The sequence below is a fragment of the Eikenella sp. Marseille-P7795 genome, assembly GCF_916618725.1.
Taxonomy (GTDB): domain Bacteria; phylum Pseudomonadota; class Gammaproteobacteria; order Burkholderiales; family Neisseriaceae; genus Eikenella; species Eikenella longinqua.
Genome location: NZ_CAKAJZ010000001.1, coordinates 133,668 through 146,637, shown reverse-complemented (window position 1 = coordinate 146,637; position 12,970 = coordinate 133,668). Strand labels below are relative to the sequence as shown.

Annotated in this window: 14 protein-coding genes and 1 other RNA gene; 3 read left to right on the top strand and 12 right to left on the bottom strand. The window is 60.2% G+C overall.

Going from position 1 to position 12,970, the window contains the following annotated elements:
- Positions 1-140 precede the first annotated feature (140 nt).
- The 7 genes from ssrS to LG371_RS00770 all read right to left on the bottom strand — a co-directional run bounded on the left by ssrS (position 141) and on the right by LG371_RS00770 (position 6,049).
- A non-coding RNA gene (gene ssrS, locus LG371_RS00800) (6S RNA) lies at positions 141-318 on the bottom strand.
- A gap of 16 nt (positions 319-334) precedes the next feature.
- Positions 335-631 carry a cell division protein ZapA gene (locus LG371_RS00795; RefSeq protein ID WP_067594436.1) on the bottom strand — a complete coding sequence of 99 codons (297 nt, stop codon included), beginning with the start codon at positions 629-631 and terminating at the stop codon, positions 335-337.
- Positions 628-963: a hypothetical protein gene (locus tag LG371_RS00790; RefSeq protein ID WP_067594433.1), complete on the bottom strand. Its 336-nt coding sequence runs from the start codon at positions 961-963 to the stop codon at positions 628-630. The genes LG371_RS00795 and LG371_RS00790 overlap by 4 nt, the downstream gene beginning before the upstream one ends.
- 114 nt (positions 964-1,077) lie before the next feature.
- The gene (locus tag LG371_RS00785) at positions 1,078-2,055 is read right to left on the bottom strand and encodes an NAD(P)H-dependent glycerol-3-phosphate dehydrogenase (RefSeq protein ID WP_225747488.1); all 978 of its coding nucleotides are present in this window, start codon (positions 2,053-2,055) and stop codon (positions 1,078-1,080) included.
- Positions 2,056-2,167: 112 nt separating this feature from the next.
- The gene (gene fabF, locus LG371_RS00780; protein ID WP_067594427.1) at positions 2,168-3,415 is read right to left on the bottom strand and encodes a beta-ketoacyl-ACP synthase II; all 1,248 of its coding nucleotides are present in this window, start codon (positions 3,413-3,415) and stop codon (positions 2,168-2,170) included.
- Positions 3,416-3,548: 133 nt separating this feature from the next.
- Positions 3,549-3,785, bottom strand: a complete 237-nt coding sequence (gene acpP, locus LG371_RS00775; protein ID WP_003824915.1) for an acyl carrier protein — start codon at positions 3,783-3,785, stop codon at positions 3,549-3,551.
- Positions 3,786-4,006: 221 nt separating this feature from the next.
- A complete protein-coding gene (locus LG371_RS00770) occupies positions 4,007-6,049 on the bottom strand; it encodes a prolyl oligopeptidase family protein (protein ID WP_225747487.1) in 2,043 nt (680 codons plus the stop codon).
- Positions 6,050-6,282: 233 nt separating this feature from the next.
- Here LG371_RS00770 and LG371_RS00765 point away from each other — a divergent pair, with 233 nt between their 5' ends.
- Positions 6,283-6,918: a hypothetical protein gene (locus LG371_RS00765; protein ID WP_067594424.1), complete on the top strand. Its 636-nt coding sequence runs from the start codon at positions 6,283-6,285 to the stop codon at positions 6,916-6,918.
- A 273-nt stretch (positions 6,919-7,191) separates the two neighbouring features.
- Here the strand turns inward: LG371_RS00765 and LG371_RS00760 are convergent, their stop codons facing one another.
- From LG371_RS00760 to LG371_RS00750, 3 genes are all read right to left on the bottom strand, one after another.
- Positions 7,192-7,656 (bottom strand): hypothetical protein, encoded by a 465-nt coding sequence (locus tag LG371_RS00760; RefSeq protein WP_225747486.1) that lies wholly within the window; start codon positions 7,654-7,656, stop codon positions 7,192-7,194.
- 143 nt (positions 7,657-7,799) lie between these two features.
- Entirely contained in the window at positions 7,800-8,363 is a 564-nt protein-coding gene (locus LG371_RS00755) for a TIGR01440 family protein (protein ID WP_225747485.1), read from the bottom strand.
- 283 nt (positions 8,364-8,646) lie between these two features.
- The gene (locus LG371_RS00750; protein WP_225747484.1) at positions 8,647-9,603 is read right to left on the bottom strand and encodes a hypothetical protein; all 957 of its coding nucleotides are present in this window, start codon (positions 9,601-9,603) and stop codon (positions 8,647-8,649) included.
- A 213-nt stretch (positions 9,604-9,816) separates the two neighbouring features.
- Here LG371_RS00750 and LG371_RS00745 point away from each other — a divergent pair, with 213 nt between their 5' ends.
- Complete coding sequence (locus tag LG371_RS00745; protein ID WP_225747483.1) at positions 9,817-10,068, top strand: hypothetical protein; 252 nt, start codon at positions 9,817-9,819, stop codon at positions 10,066-10,068.
- Between the two features lie 21 nt (positions 10,069-10,089).
- Positions 10,090-10,950, top strand: coding sequence for a folate-binding protein YgfZ (locus LG371_RS00740; RefSeq protein ID WP_225747482.1), 861 nt, complete (start codon positions 10,090-10,092; stop codon positions 10,948-10,950).
- Positions 10,951-11,021: 71 nt separating this feature from the next.
- On the opposite strand, the gene LG371_RS00735 is transcribed toward LG371_RS00740, so the two are convergent.
- Together LG371_RS00735 and truB are read right to left on the bottom strand one after the other, a co-directional pair.
- Positions 11,022-11,819 carry a transferrin-binding protein-like solute binding protein gene (locus LG371_RS00735; RefSeq protein ID WP_067594412.1) on the bottom strand — a complete coding sequence of 266 codons (798 nt, stop codon included), beginning with the start codon at positions 11,817-11,819 and terminating at the stop codon, positions 11,022-11,024.
- A gap of 125 nt (positions 11,820-11,944) precedes the next feature.
- Entirely contained in the window at positions 11,945-12,835 is an 891-nt protein-coding gene (truB, locus tag LG371_RS00730) for a tRNA pseudouridine(55) synthase TruB (protein ID WP_225747481.1), read from the bottom strand.
- Between the last annotated feature and the right edge of the window lie 135 nt (positions 12,836-12,970).

Genomic DNA, 12,970 nt, shown 5'->3' with positions numbered 1-12,970 from the left:
TTAGTCCTGATTTTTCAGGTAGCCTTTGTCTGGGCAGCAGGCTACCTGAAAAATAAACGTGCCGGCATCATACATCAACGCGCTGTCCAAGCCGCTCCGCAAAACAAAATCCGGTATGCAAGATACCGGATTTTTTATGGGGAAACCCCGCGAGTGCCGTTGGGCTGGATTCGCTTGAACCTTGAGTCAAGGTTGGCCACTTTCGGCAGTTTCGGGTACGTTCACGGGGAACGCGCGCGCCCACCACACAATCTGCAGCCTGAAGCGATGTTATTGGTTCAAAGGAATGGTATGCCTTCGCGAACACCGCAGGGTTAAAAGAAGAATAACTAATTTATTTTTCCAAATCAAGTGCTTTATCGCAATTTTCTATTATGGTGCTTATTCTACGCTCAATTTCGCCGATTGCCAAACCGTCTTTCGCGCTCATTTTGAGCAAATCGTGGGTGAGGTTCAGCGCGGCCATGATCACGATTTTGTCGGTTTCCACAATCCGGCCGGAAGACTGAATCACGCCGATTTTCTGATTCAGCATGTGCACGGCCTGCAACAGGGTTTCTTTTTCGCTGTTGGGCGTGCCGATGTTGAATTGGCGGCCCAAAATATCCACGTTTACTTGTTCGATACTCATGCTGCCTGCTCCTCTTGGGCGGACACGGGCAGCCGGTCGAGCAGGGCGCGGATGCTTTCGGCGCTTTCTGCCAGCAGCTTGCGGTAGGCGGCGTTTTCCTGCTGCAAGGCTTCGATTTGGCCGGTGAGCTCGCGTTCCATGCGCGTCATGCGCTCGCTGTAGGCCAGTTGCAGGCCGTCGATGGTGGCGCGGTGGTCGTGCCGTTGTTTCTGCCAGGCGGCGTCCATCTCGCCGATTTTTTTGTGCAGCGCCTGTTTTTCGCGCACGGCGGATTGGTATCTGCCCACCAGGGTTTCGATGGAGGTTTGCAAATGCTCTAATTGGCTGTTCATGAATCTGCCTTTGTCAATCTTGGGCGCCGGCGCGAATCCGGGCGGGCGCGATAGTCTGCCCGCATTATACTGAAACTTGTGCCGCTCGGAAGCGGCGGCGGGTAAATTTACGCGTTATTCCACGCGGATTTCGCGCAGCATCAGCCGCTCGGCCACGCTGCCGACGTTGATTTTGCCGTCTAAGAGTTCGTTTAGGATACGGGTGATGGGCATGTCGATGCCGAGTTTGGCGGCTTGCACACCGGCTTCGCGGATGGTGTACACGCCTTCGGCCACATGGCCGAGCTCGGCAAGAATCGTGGGCAGGGGTTTGCCTTCGGCGAGTTTGAGGCCGACTTGGCGGTTGCGGGAGAGGGCGCCGGTGCAGGTGAGGATGAGGTCGCCCATGCCGGCGAGGCCCATCAGGGTGGTTTGTTTGGCGCCCAGGGCCAGCGCCAGTCGGTTGATTTCGGCCAGGCCGCGCGTCATCAGGGCGGCGCGGGCGTTGAGGCCGTATTGCAGGCCGTCGGCAATGCCCACGGCGATGGCCATTACGTTTTTCACGGCGCCGCCCACGCCCACGCCGACCATGTCGTCGTTGGCATAGAGGCGCAGCACGGCGGAGCTGAGCTCGGCAGCGAGGCTTTCGACCCAGGGCAGGTTGCTTGAGGCGAGGGTAACGGCGCAGGGCAGCTGCTGGGCGAGCTCTTGGGCGAAGCTGGGGCCGGAGAGGATGCCGATGCGGCTGTTGTCGGGCAGCTCTTGGCGGGCGACTTGGTGGGGCAGCAGGCCGCTGCCTTGCTCGAAGCCTTTGCAGGCGGTGAGGAGGGGGATGTTGCTCCAGCCCCATTGGCGGAGGGTTTGCAGGCTGCCGCGCAGGCCGGCGGTGGGGTGGCGATGATGACGAGGTCGGGCCGGGGGCGGGGTGTCGGCGATGCTGAGTGTGGCGGGGGAGGGGGAGTTTTTCAGGTAGCCTGTGTTGCTGCGTTCGGCGCGCATGGCGGTGGCGTGTTCGCGTTCGCGCGTCCACAGGCTGACTTGTTGGCCGTTTTGGGCGAAGTGGATGGCGAGGGCGGTGCCCCAGGCGCCGGCGCCGATGATGCAGATTTGCATGGGTTGCTCCTGTGTGGATTGCTGGCGATAAAGGCTACCTGAAAAACGGCAAACGGGTTTTAGCTTTGCTGCGTTTTCAGGTAGCCTTCTTTGCTTTCGGTGCTTGCGTTAATCAGCCGGTGAAGCGTTTGAACGCGAGGGTGCCGTTGGTGCCGCCGAAGCCGAAGGAGTTGGAAATGGCGGCGCGGATGGGCAGGTCGCGGGCTTCGTTGGCGCAATAATCCAAATCGCAGCCGCCTTCGATGTCTTGCTCGAAGATGTTGATGGTGGGCGGCGATTTTTGGTGGTGCAGCGCCAGCACGGAATACACGGCTTCCACGCCGCCGGCGCCGCCGAGCAGGTGGCCGGTCATGGATTTGGTGGAATTGACCACCAGGTTTTTGGCGTGATCGCCGAAGGCCAGCTTCAGCGCGGTGGTTTCGTTGGCGTCGCCCAGCGGGGTGGAGGTGCCGTGGGCGTTCACGTAGTCGATGTCGCCGGGGTTGAGGCCGGCGTCTTTCAGGGCGCGGGCCACGGCCAGGGCGGGGCCTTCGGCGTTGGGCGCGGTGATGTGGTGCGCGTCGGAGCTCATGCCGAAGCCGGCCAGCTCGGCATAGATCTGTGCGCCGCGTTTTTTGGCGTGTTCGTATTCTTCCAGCACCAATACGCCGGCGCCTTCGCCCATCACGAAGCCGTCGCGGTTTTTGTCCCACGGGCGGGAGGCAGTGGCGGGGTCGTCGTTGCGGGTGGAGAGCGCCTTCATGGCGGCAAATCCGCCCACGCCGAGCATGCACACCGCGCCTTCTGCGCCGCCGGCCACCATCACGTCGGCATCGCCGTACTGGATCATGCGGGCGGCGTCGCCGATGCAGTGTGCGCCGGTGGTGCAGGCCGATACGATGCCGTAGCTGGGGCCTTGGTAGCCTTTGAGGATGGTAACGTGGCCGGCAATCAGGTTGATCAGCGAGCCGGGGATGAAGAAGGGGTTGATGCGGCGCGGGCCGTTTTCGTGCACCACGATGCCGGTGGCTTCAATGGAGGGCAGGCCGCCGATGCCGGAGCCGATGTTCACGCCCACGCGGGTTTTGTCGAGATTGGCGCAGTCGTCCAGCCCGGCGTCGGCAATGGCTTGCAGGGCGGCGGCAATGCCGTAGTGGATGAAGGCGTCCATGCGGCGGGCTTCTTTGCCGCTGATGTATTCGCCGATGTCGAAATCTTTCACTTCGCCGGCAATTTGCGCGCTCAGCTCGCCGGCGTCAAAACGGGTGATTTTGCCGATGCCGCTCACGCCGGCCAGCAGGTTTTGCCAGGCGCTGGCCACGTTGTTGCCCACCGGGGAAATCTGCCCCAATCCAGTTACCACCACTCTTCTTTGGCTCATAATTGTTTTGTCTTGTGTTTTCCGAAATTCTCCAGCCTGCCGCGAAGGCGGGCTGCATAACAAAAGCCCCTGCCGCCGGCGAACGATACGCCCGAGGCAGAGGCCGGTATTCTGCGGTTAAACCTGCTGCCGGTTAGTTGGAGCGGGAAGTAACGAAATCGATGGCTTGCTGAACGGTAGTGATTTTTTCAGCTTCTTCATCGGGGATGTCGCAGCCGAAGGCTTCTTCCAAAGCCATTACCAGCTCAACCACGTCCAGAGAGTCGGCGCCCAAATCTTCGCTGAAGGAAGATTCGTTTTTCACTTCGCTTTCGCTCTTGCCCAATTGTTCGGCAACGATTTTCTTAACGCGTTGTTCGATGTTTTCCATTGTGGGGTCCTTGTCCTTAATAAACGGGAAAAAATTAAAGGTAGTTCTCTAAAAGGCGGCATTGTAACGGATTTGCCCGCAGTTTGCTATCCGTATGTTGCGGATGAGCGGCGGCTTTGCCGATACGCGGCGCAATCAGGCTACCTGAAAACAACGGTGCGCATATTAGCATAGCGCGGCGGCTTTGCAAACTGTGTGAAAAACCAATATAAACAAACAACCTATGCGCGCTTTCCTACTGCCGGGGCGCCTATGCTGCGCCAGAGGAAGAGCAGCACGGCGGCGAGCTCGGCGGCCACTTCTTCCTGCGAGGCGTTGCCGGTGTGGCCGCCGGCTTCGGGGGCATAGAGGCGGCTTTCCGCGCCGATTTCGCGCAGGCGGGCGTGGAATTTGAGGGCGTGGGCGGGGTGCACGCGGTCGTCGCTCAGGTTGGTGGTGATGAGGGCGGGCGGGTAGGCTTGGGAGGCGTGCAGGTTGTGGTAGGGCGAGAGTTTTTTCAGGTAGCCTCTGTCGGGCTCGGTGTCGGGGTTGCCGTATTCTTCGAGCCAGGAGGCGCCGGCGGAGAGGTGCGGATAGCGCAGCATGTCGGTGAGCGGCACTTCGCACACCATCGCGCCGATGCTCTGCGGGGCGCGGCAGTAGGCGGCGGCGCACACCAGCCCGCCGTTGCTGCCGCCTTGCAGGGCGATGCGTTCGGGCGCGGCCAAGCCCCGCGCGGCCAAATCCTGCGCCACGGCCACCAGGTCTTCGGCGCTTTTGTGTTTGCGTTCAGCGCCTTGGGCGGCGCTGTGCCAGGCGGGGCCGAATTCGCCGCCGCCGCGGATGTTGGCCAGTACGAAGGCGCCGCCTTGGGCGAGCCAGTGCCGGCCGATGATACCCAGATAATGCGGCAGCTCGGGCACGCCGAAGCCGCCGTAGGCATACACCAGCGTGGGCACGTTTGGCTCGTTGCCGCCCACGTGGTAATACGGAATGCGTTCGCCGTCGGCCGATACGGCGTGAAACTGGCGCACGGCCAAGCCTTCGGGGCTGAACTGGGCGGGCTGGCGTCGCATCACGCACCATTCCTGCCGCTGCAAATCCAGCGTGTAGAGCGTGAGCGGCGAGAGGAAGCTGCTGGCGGCAATATAGAGCACGTCGCCGCCCCACGGCTGATCGACGATTTCCACCACGCCGGCCGCGCCTTCCAGCGGCAGCTCGGGAACGGCGGCGTCCTGCCATTGCCCCTGGTGCAGCCGCCAGGCCTTGAGGCTACCTGAAACATTATCCAGCAAGGTGGCGGCCACGAAATGGCGCGTGGTTTCCACGCCTTCCACCGATTGCCCGGCCTGCGGCGCAAACAGGCAGTGCGCCTGCCCGAGCGCGCCCTTGTTCAGCTTCACTGCCAAGAGGCTGCCGGCGGCGTAAGCATGGTTGGCCCGCTGCCAGCCGCTGCGCAGCAGCACCAGCAGCCAGCCGCCCAGATAGCCGCAGATTTCCGCATTTTCAGGTAGCCCCAAGGGCAGCAGCGCCCCGTCTGAGGCTACCTGAAAATATTGCCGGCTGAAAAAGCCCGCGCTTTCTTCCAGCAAATCAATCGGCGCGCCTTGCGCATCCAGATAGCGCCAGGCGTGCACCCACACCGATTGCGCTTCTGTTTGCAACACCGGCTGAGCCTCCTCGAAGCTCTGACCGCGCCGCAGCAGCCACACCTCGCGCGGGTAGCCCGAAGCCGTGAGCTGGCGCTCGTCCCAAGCCGGGCACACCCACACGCTGTTTTCATCGCGCCAAGCGATGTGGTTTTTGCCGGCGGGGAAGTGGAAGCCGTTGGGCACCACTTGGCGCGTTTCCAAATCAAACTCCAACGTGAACGCCGCATCGCCGCCGCCCGGGCTGAGCGAAAGCAGCACCTTGTGCGGCTGCTCCACATAGTGCGACACGCCGTCTAAATACACATCCGCGCCCAAAATTTCGTCGAAATCCGCCACCGAAAACAGCACTTCCCATTCCGGCAGCCCGGCGCGATACGAAGCCGCGCTGCACACGCGGTACACGCCCTTGGGAAATTCCTTGCTCTGATAGAAGTGATACATCCGCGCGCGGTGCTCCTGGCAAAACGGAATCTGCTGCTCGTCTTGCAGCACGGCCAAAATATCGCGGCGCAGCGGCTCGTAATCGGGCTGGCTTTCCAGCCAGGCTTGCGTTTGCGCGTGTTCGGCGGCGGCAAAGGCGGCGGTTTCGGGGGCGGCGAGGTTTTCAAATACGGCGTGGCGGTCGGCGGGCATATTGGGCAGCCTTTGGATGGGGAAATGGAAAGGCGGGCATTGTAGCAGCATTGGCGGGGCGGGATGAGGCTACCTGAAATTTGCAGCCTCTCGAACACTTCGCGGCATGGTGTTTTCAATTCCTTGGAGCGGAGGTTTTCAGGTAGCCTGAGGTGGTTCACGCCCAAAGCCCAAGCGCTTGCACCGTGCTAAAATCTGCCGCCCGCAAACCAGCTTCATACCAAAGGAAACCCATGCGCCCATCCCTCTCCCTTGCCGCCGTGCTGGCCATTGCCGCCCTGCCGGCCCACGCCCACGATGCCACGCGCGGCGCCTTGCAGCACGACCCCGGTTTGGCCGGCTACGGTTACAACGTTCAAGGCCAGCGCCCATCCGGCAGCGGGCAAGGCAGTCGCACCCAATTTGCCCGGCCCGGGCCCGGCGTATTCCGCGATTCCAGCGCCTTCGTGCGCAACAGCCCCAGCCGCTGCGCTCCATTGAGCGGCGGAGAAAAAATCTGTTATCAGGCCTATCTCGACCCCAGCCTCAGTGCGCAGAAAGTGGAAATCTATTTTCAAAACCGACAAAACCGGCGCCACGGCCAAGCGTTCCACTACGAAAACGGCATTTTTGTGGAAAACGTGGCCTATGTGGACGGCAACGAATGGTGGACGGGTGGCAAGCGCTACAGCCGCCTCAATGCGCACACCTACGCCGTGGAAGAATACGGCCGCTACGGCAGGCGCGTACCCAACTCGCGCGCCGAAGTGCCCGCCGAACAGATGCTGCGCGAGCTCGGCCTGAAAAGCGTGCGCCTGAAAGACGCCGTGCCGCCCGAATTTTATGAAGAAATCATGCAGCGCGCGGAAGCGGCGCGGCGGAACAGATAGCTTGATGGGGTTGCATAAAAGGCTACCTGAAAAATTTCAGGTAGCCTTTTGCTGGGAAATTGCCGAAGCCGCTGAACCGTGCGTTGTCGAATATGAAGCGAATTATTTTGCGTCCAGCACCATAAATTGGTGGAGAGGGAGATCGGCAACAATTTCCAGTGAATCAAAATTCTTGTGCAAAATCTCCATCGGCCATGTCTGTGAACTGCTTATTTTCAGGTAGCCGTAGGGCGGATGATGAATTAGCTTCCTTGGCACGGGAATAGGATGCGGCTACGGATAATTTAAGTGGTCTTTGATAAAAGCTTCAAAGCTGTTCCAGTGTTTATTGAATTGTTTGGTTTCAATAAATTTTTTAATATTTTCAGCTTCAATGAAAAATACTTCATCTGTATCTTTGTCATACAGAATATAATCATCCAGCTCATTGTTTAATAATGAGAAATATTGATTTGGCAGCCCGATGTTGGCTCTTAAGCTTTCGGTTTGGCTGCTCGAGGGGTCTTCCAAATCCATGGATAAATCCACTAAATAGCCAAACTTCCCATAAATTTCATCGCTATATACAGACCAGAATTCGGTGAAGCTGCGGTTTGTTTCGTTAAATCCTAGAGAGGCAAACAAATCGCGGTATTCCTTTTGAATATCGGGCATGATTCTGCCTAATTCATCATCAAGATACTCTTTAAAATTTTCGTCCAACATGGCGGCTTTGTACTTTGTGGTTAGGTATGGCATGGATGCCTGGGTTTGGAGGCTACCTGAAAAATTTTAGCTGCGCAGAAACTCCGTTTCCTTCGGAAACATCGTTTTAGCTTCGCAGAAACTCAGCTTCCTTCGGAAACATCGTTTTCAGGTAGCCTTTTGCGCGGCTGGCGGCGTCACACGCGGCGGATGCTGTCTTTGTAGTGGCCGGCGCGTTCGCCGCCGATGAGGCGCGGGCGGCTGGCCAGGGCGCAAACGTGGGCGGCGCCGAGCTCGCGCTGCTGCGGGCGCAGGGGGATTTGCACGTGTTTGATGTGCATGCCGATGGAGGTGTCGCCGATGTCGAGGCCGGCGTGGGCGGTGATGAATTCCACTTCTATGGGGTCGCGCATGTATTTGAAGGCGGCCAGTTGGGCGCTGCCGCCGGCGTGCAGCCCGGGCAACACGTTCACGATTTCGAGCCCGTATTTTCCGGCCAGCTCGCGCTCCACGGCAAGGGCGCGGTTGATGTGTTCGCAGCCTTGCACGGCGAGGTAGATTTTGCGCTCGTTGAGGATGTCGAGCAGGGTTTTCACGATGACTTCGCCCACTTCCTGGTTGGAATCTTTGCCGAGGCGCCCGCCGATGACTTCGCTGGTGGAAAGGCCGAGCACGAATATCTGCCCTTCGCCGATGGCGGATTGGTGCAGGATGTCGAGGGCGAGGGCGCGGGTGTGGGCGGCCAGTTGGGTTAAATCCATGATCTTTCTCCTTGGGTTGCGGTGGGGATGAGGGGATTCTATAGTGGATTAACAAAAATCAGGACAAGGCGACGAAGCCGCAGACAGTACGGGTAGTACGGGAAGGCGAGGCAACGCCGTACTGGTTTTTGTTAATCCACTATACCAGCCCGGCGGCGGCGGGGTGTTGATAAAGATAAAGGCTACCTGAAAAACGATGTCTTGGCGCAGCCAAGGCTGAGTTTCTGCGAAGCTAAAACAGAAACACTATTTTTCAGGTAGCCTTTCCATAGTGAGAACGGGCTTAGAGCTGCTCTTTCTTCACGGCGGCGAGTGCGCGGGCGAGGTTGTGGGCGAGCACGTCGTCCACCAGCTTGGGCACTTCTTCCAGGAAGGATTGCTGCATATTTTGAATTATCAGCGCGGTTTGCTTTTGCAGCGCGGTTTTCACCATGCCGGATACGGCGTCGGCCAGGTGGGGGCGCAGTTTGTTGGCCAGGGCGGCGAGCAGGGCGGGCTCGCTGAGGCAGAGCACGGACGGCCGGGCTGGGCGGGCGGGGCATACACGTTGAGCAAGACGATTTTTCGGCGGCGGCGGCCAGCGCGGCAGTGCTGCCGTCTGTGTCGGCGGCTTCTGGCGTGGCGGCGAGGGCTTCTTGCGCCTGCTCAATCTGCTCGGTGATTTCCTGCTCGGGGTAACGCGGCTGCGTGGCTCGGCCAGCCATACGGTGGCCTGCTCGGCTATGGGCTGGTCGCGGCCGATGTGCAGGGCGTTTTGGGCGTTGAGCCAGTCTTCTTGAAACAGGATTTGCGGGTTGTTCAGCTCGGCTTCGGAGGCGGCGGTTTGCAGGTTGTGCTGCTGCTGCCAATGCTCAAGGTAGGCTTGGTAGGCCTGCTTTTGCTCGCTGAGGTTGAGGCGGCGGCCGCGGCTGCTGCTGAGCAGGTGGGACGGGGCGGGGCGGGGGCGGATGCTGTCGTTTGCACGCTTGGCGCGGCTTGCGGGCGCGGTTCGGGAGCGGCGTGGCCACGGGCGGCACGGGCGCAGCAGGCTGCACAACGGGCGGAGCGCTGCGGCGGCATGGCGGTTGGATTGGGCGGCTTCGGCGGCAGGCTGGTGGCTTTGGCGGGCAAGGTGGCGGCGATTTTGTTGCAGGCGCTCCAGGCCTTTTTCCCAGTCTTCTGCTTCGGCGGCGGGCGCGGGCTGGGGGGCGGGGGTGTCGTCGGTGAGGGTGAAGACGATGTTGTCTTGGGGTGAGGTCATGGCGGTTTCCCGAAGAATGGTGAGGCGGTGTTTTTTATCCCTCTTTTTTTTCAGGTAGCCTGTTGTGCCGCAGAGGCTACCTGAAAAACTGGTAGGCGGTATTATTTCATAAATTGGGGAGGAGTGGGCTGCCTGCTGTCCAAGCGGAGGGCTTGGGCTTATAATCCGCCGCATGTTCCGGCGCCGTGCGCCGCCTTTGAAAAGGATGAGGAAATGGAAGAAATCGAACAAAGAATCAGCTATTTGGAAGAAAGCTGCGAAGCCTTGCGCGTGCAAAACCTGGTGTTGGGCAGCGCGATGAAAAGCCTGCTGGGCAGCCTGCCCGCCGATTTGGTGCAAGACGCGCTGAAGGCCGTCCGCGCCGGTTTCGACAGCGAGCTGAACCGCTTGGAATACGAAGACAGCGCGCAGAGCGAGCTGTTCCACGATGCCACCTACGCTTTTTTCGGCGAGAAAAATTATTAAACACATCAAGGGAGTGAAGCCATGAATGCCCCGTTCCGTTTGCCCTTTTTCGGTGTGGTGGAAGTGGATGGACAAGACGCCGCCGATTTCCTGCACAACCAGCTTTCCAACCACATCTTGGATTTGCAGCCCGGCGAGGCCTGCTTCGCCACCTACAACTCACCGCGCGGGCGCGTGTTGGCCAACATGCTGGTGGTGCGCCGCGCCGAGGGTTTTCTGCTGCTAATGGCGGCGGATTTGCTGGAAAGCACGGTGAAGCGGCTGCGCATGTTTGTGTTGCGCAGCAAAACCGTGTTCCATACCGACAGCGCTTGGCAGGCATACGGCCTCAGCGGTGCGGCGGCGGAGGGCATCGACCCGGCGGCGCTGAAGCTGGCCGCGCCAGAAAGCGCCGAGGGGCTGATCCGCATCACGCTGGCCGGCGGCGACCAAATCCTGCTTAGCCCGCAGCCGCTGCCCGATGCCGAGCAGCCTGCCGCCGCCGAAGCCTGGCTGGCCGCCGAAATTTTGCAGGGCAGGCCGTGGATTGCGCAGGCCACCGTCGAGAGCTGCGTGGCGCAAATGCTGAACCAACACCGGCTCGGCGCGGTGCACTTCAAAAAAGGCTGCTACCCGGGGCAGGAAATCATCGCCCGCGCCCAATACCGAGGCCAAGTGCGGCGCGGCCTGGCGCTCACCCGCAGCACGCAGGCGGTGGCCATCGGCAGCAAAGTGGAAGCAGAGGGCGAAGAGGCGGGCATCGTCATCAACAATGCGGCGCACGAAGGGGTGTTTGTGCAGCTTGCGGTGATCAAACACGCGGCGGCGGGGAAGGCTTTGCAGGCCGGCGGGCAGGGCTTGGAAACACTGCGGCTGTGGCTTGAGGCCGAAGGGGCGGAATAAGCATCTTCGTGCAGGATAAGGAACAGGCTACCTGAAATTTTTTCAGGTAGCCTGTTTGTCAGATACCAAGATTATGGTTGTTGCGGTTGTTTGGCTGCACCGAATGCGCCGCTGTATTCACCTTGTTTGTGGAAAACACCGCCCAATTCTGCGGCATTCGGGCCGTAGAAGCTGCCTTGGAAAGAGACAGGACCACTGCCGGTGCCGGAACCGGTGCCGCTGAAGTTGGAACCGGCAATTTGGCCTCTGCCGAAATCACCTAATGTAATGGTGTCTGAGTCGACATTGATGATGCCGGATATGCCCGGTTGAGCGCCATCGAAGTTGACATCAAAGCGGGATGAGCCTGTGGAGAGTCCGGAGCCGCCCACTTTGGCGAGCACAGCATACCCGTTATAAACGGCTGAACCCGTGGTCGGCATATCGGTTGCGGTTTCGCCTTGCGCTACCATGTAGCCGTTGGCCGTATTGTCGCGAACATAACCGAATCGGGTATAGGACAGGGAAGAGCTGCCGACCGCACGTTCGCGTGAGGGGGTGGGGGGTTCTGAATAGGTGGTGCCGGCAGTGATACCATCGGGAATAATATCGATGGTTTTACCTTCTACGATGAGTTGGTTGATTCGGCCGCTATCGGCAAACTGTTGTGCATTGGCAGCGATAAAGGCATAACTACCTGGAGTAATTTGCAGCCGGTGATTTGTGCGGGAAACCACGGGATCCGGTTGCGGGTTCGGCTGTGGGTTTGGATTTGGGTTAGGGCTCGGATTGTGGCTGCCGTCGCCTAAAATACTGCCGCTGCTGCCGCCAGCGCAGGCGGAGAGGCCGAAGGCGGCGAGGGTGAGGGCGAGTAGGGTAGAAGTTTTCATAATGAATGCTCCTGTGGTGGGAAATATTGAGGGGTTGGGCCGATTTCAGTTTGGGCGAAATCGGGATAAGGTTTGTAATGGATTGTATCCTAACACGCGGCAGGCAAAGGATAAATTCAAACGGCTTACGTGCTCATCAGGCGGACGGCTTTCAGGTAGCCTGCTTGGGCGCTGGCAAGGCCGATGAATTCGCCGCTTTCGCTGTAGATGCGCAGGGGGGTGTGTTCGGGCAGGCCGGCGGGGGCGGCGGGTTTGGCCGAAGCGCAGGGCTGGATGGCGGCGCCGGGCAGGGTGTGGGCGGGGAGGTGTTGCACCAATACGTCGCAGGGGAGGAGGAGGGCGTCGCGCTGTTCTTCGCTGAGCGGGGTTAATTGATCGAGGCTGTGACTTTGTTCGATGCTGAATCCGGCGGTGGCGGTGCGGCGCAGGGCGGTGAGGTGGGCGAGGGTGTGGGAGCTTTTGGCGATGTCTTCGGCGAGGGTGCGGATGTAGGTGCCTTTGCTGCATTGCACGCTGATTTGGGCTTCGGGGTAGTGGAAGCGGAGGATTTGGATGGCGTGGATGCGGACGCTGCGGGGCTCGCGGGGGATGCTGATGCCCTGGCGGGCGTATTGGTAGAGGGGTTTGCCTTGGTGTTTGAGGGCGGAATACATGGGTGGGAGCTGCTGCTGTTCGCCGAGGTGTTGGCTGCAGGCTACCTGAAAATCGTTTGGGCTGACGGGGGTGTCGCAGCTGTCGGTGGGGCTGCCTTCGGCGTCGCCGGTGTCGGTGGCTTGGCCGAGGCGGAGGGTGGCGAGGTAGGCTTTGTCGGCGTCGAGCAGGTATTGGGCGAATTTGGTGGCTTCGCCGAAGCAGATGGGGAGGAGGCCGGTGGCGAGGGGGTCGAGCACGCCGGTGTGGCCGGCTTTTCCGGCGCGGTAGAGGCGGCGGGCTTGCTGGAGGGCGCTGTTGCTGGAAATGCCGGTGGCTTTGTCGAGCAGGAGGACGCCGCTGAGGGGGCGTTTTTGGGGTTTCATGGTGTGATGTCGGTTGTGGGGTTGGGGTGTTTTTCAGGTAGCCTTTGTGGTGCGGAGGCTACCTGAAAAATGGGTTGTGTCGGTATGGCGATGCGGGCTTAGGGTGTGCCGGTGTTTTCAGGTAGCCTTTTCGAG

Excerpts from the sequence above, each read along its gene's own strand:
- LG371_RS00755 (WP_225747485.1), bottom strand. The coding sequence starts at position 8,363 with ATGGATTTAACCCAACTGGCCGCCCACACCCGCGCCCTCGCCCTCGAC.
- LG371_RS00735 (WP_067594412.1), bottom strand. The coding sequence starts at position 11,819 with ATGAAAACTTCTACCCTACTCGCCCTCACCCTCGCCGCCTTCGGCCTC.
- acpP (WP_003824915.1), bottom strand. The coding sequence starts at position 3,785 with ATGGAAAACATCGAACAACGCGTTAAGAAAATCGTTGCCGAACAATTG.
- LG371_RS00750 (WP_225747484.1), bottom strand. The coding sequence starts at position 9,603 with ATGACCTCACCCCAAGACAACATCGTCTTCACCCTCACCGACGACACC.
- LG371_RS00795 (WP_067594436.1), bottom strand. The coding sequence starts at position 631 with ATGAGTATCGAACAAGTAAACGTGGATATTTTGGGCCGCCAATTCAAC.
- fabF (WP_067594427.1), bottom strand. The coding sequence starts at position 3,415 with ATGAGCCAAAGAAGAGTGGTGGTAACTGGATTGGGGCAGATTTCCCCG.
- LG371_RS00785 (WP_225747488.1), bottom strand. The coding sequence starts at position 2,055 with ATGCAAATCTGCATCATCGGCGCCGGCGCCTGGGGCACCGCCCTCGCC.
- LG371_RS00760 (WP_225747486.1), bottom strand. The coding sequence starts at position 7,656 with ATGCCATACCTAACCACAAAGTACAAAGCCGCCATGTTGGACGAAAAT.
- LG371_RS00770 (WP_225747487.1), bottom strand. The coding sequence starts at position 6,049 with ATGCCCGCCGACCGCCACGCCGTATTTGAAAACCTCGCCGCCCCCGAA.
- LG371_RS00790 (WP_067594433.1), bottom strand. The coding sequence starts at position 963 with ATGAACAGCCAATTAGAGCATTTGCAAACCTCCATCGAAACCCTGGTG.
- LG371_RS00745 (WP_225747483.1), top strand. The coding sequence starts at position 9,817 with ATGGAAGAAATCGAACAAAGAATCAGCTATTTGGAAGAAAGCTGCGAA.
- truB (WP_225747481.1), bottom strand. The coding sequence starts at position 12,835 with ATGAAACCCCAAAAACGCCCCCTCAGCGGCGTCCTCCTGCTCGACAAA.
- LG371_RS00765 (WP_067594424.1), top strand. The coding sequence starts at position 6,283 with ATGCGCCCATCCCTCTCCCTTGCCGCCGTGCTGGCCATTGCCGCCCTG.
- LG371_RS00740 (WP_225747482.1), top strand. The coding sequence starts at position 10,090 with ATGAATGCCCCGTTCCGTTTGCCCTTTTTCGGTGTGGTGGAAGTGGAT.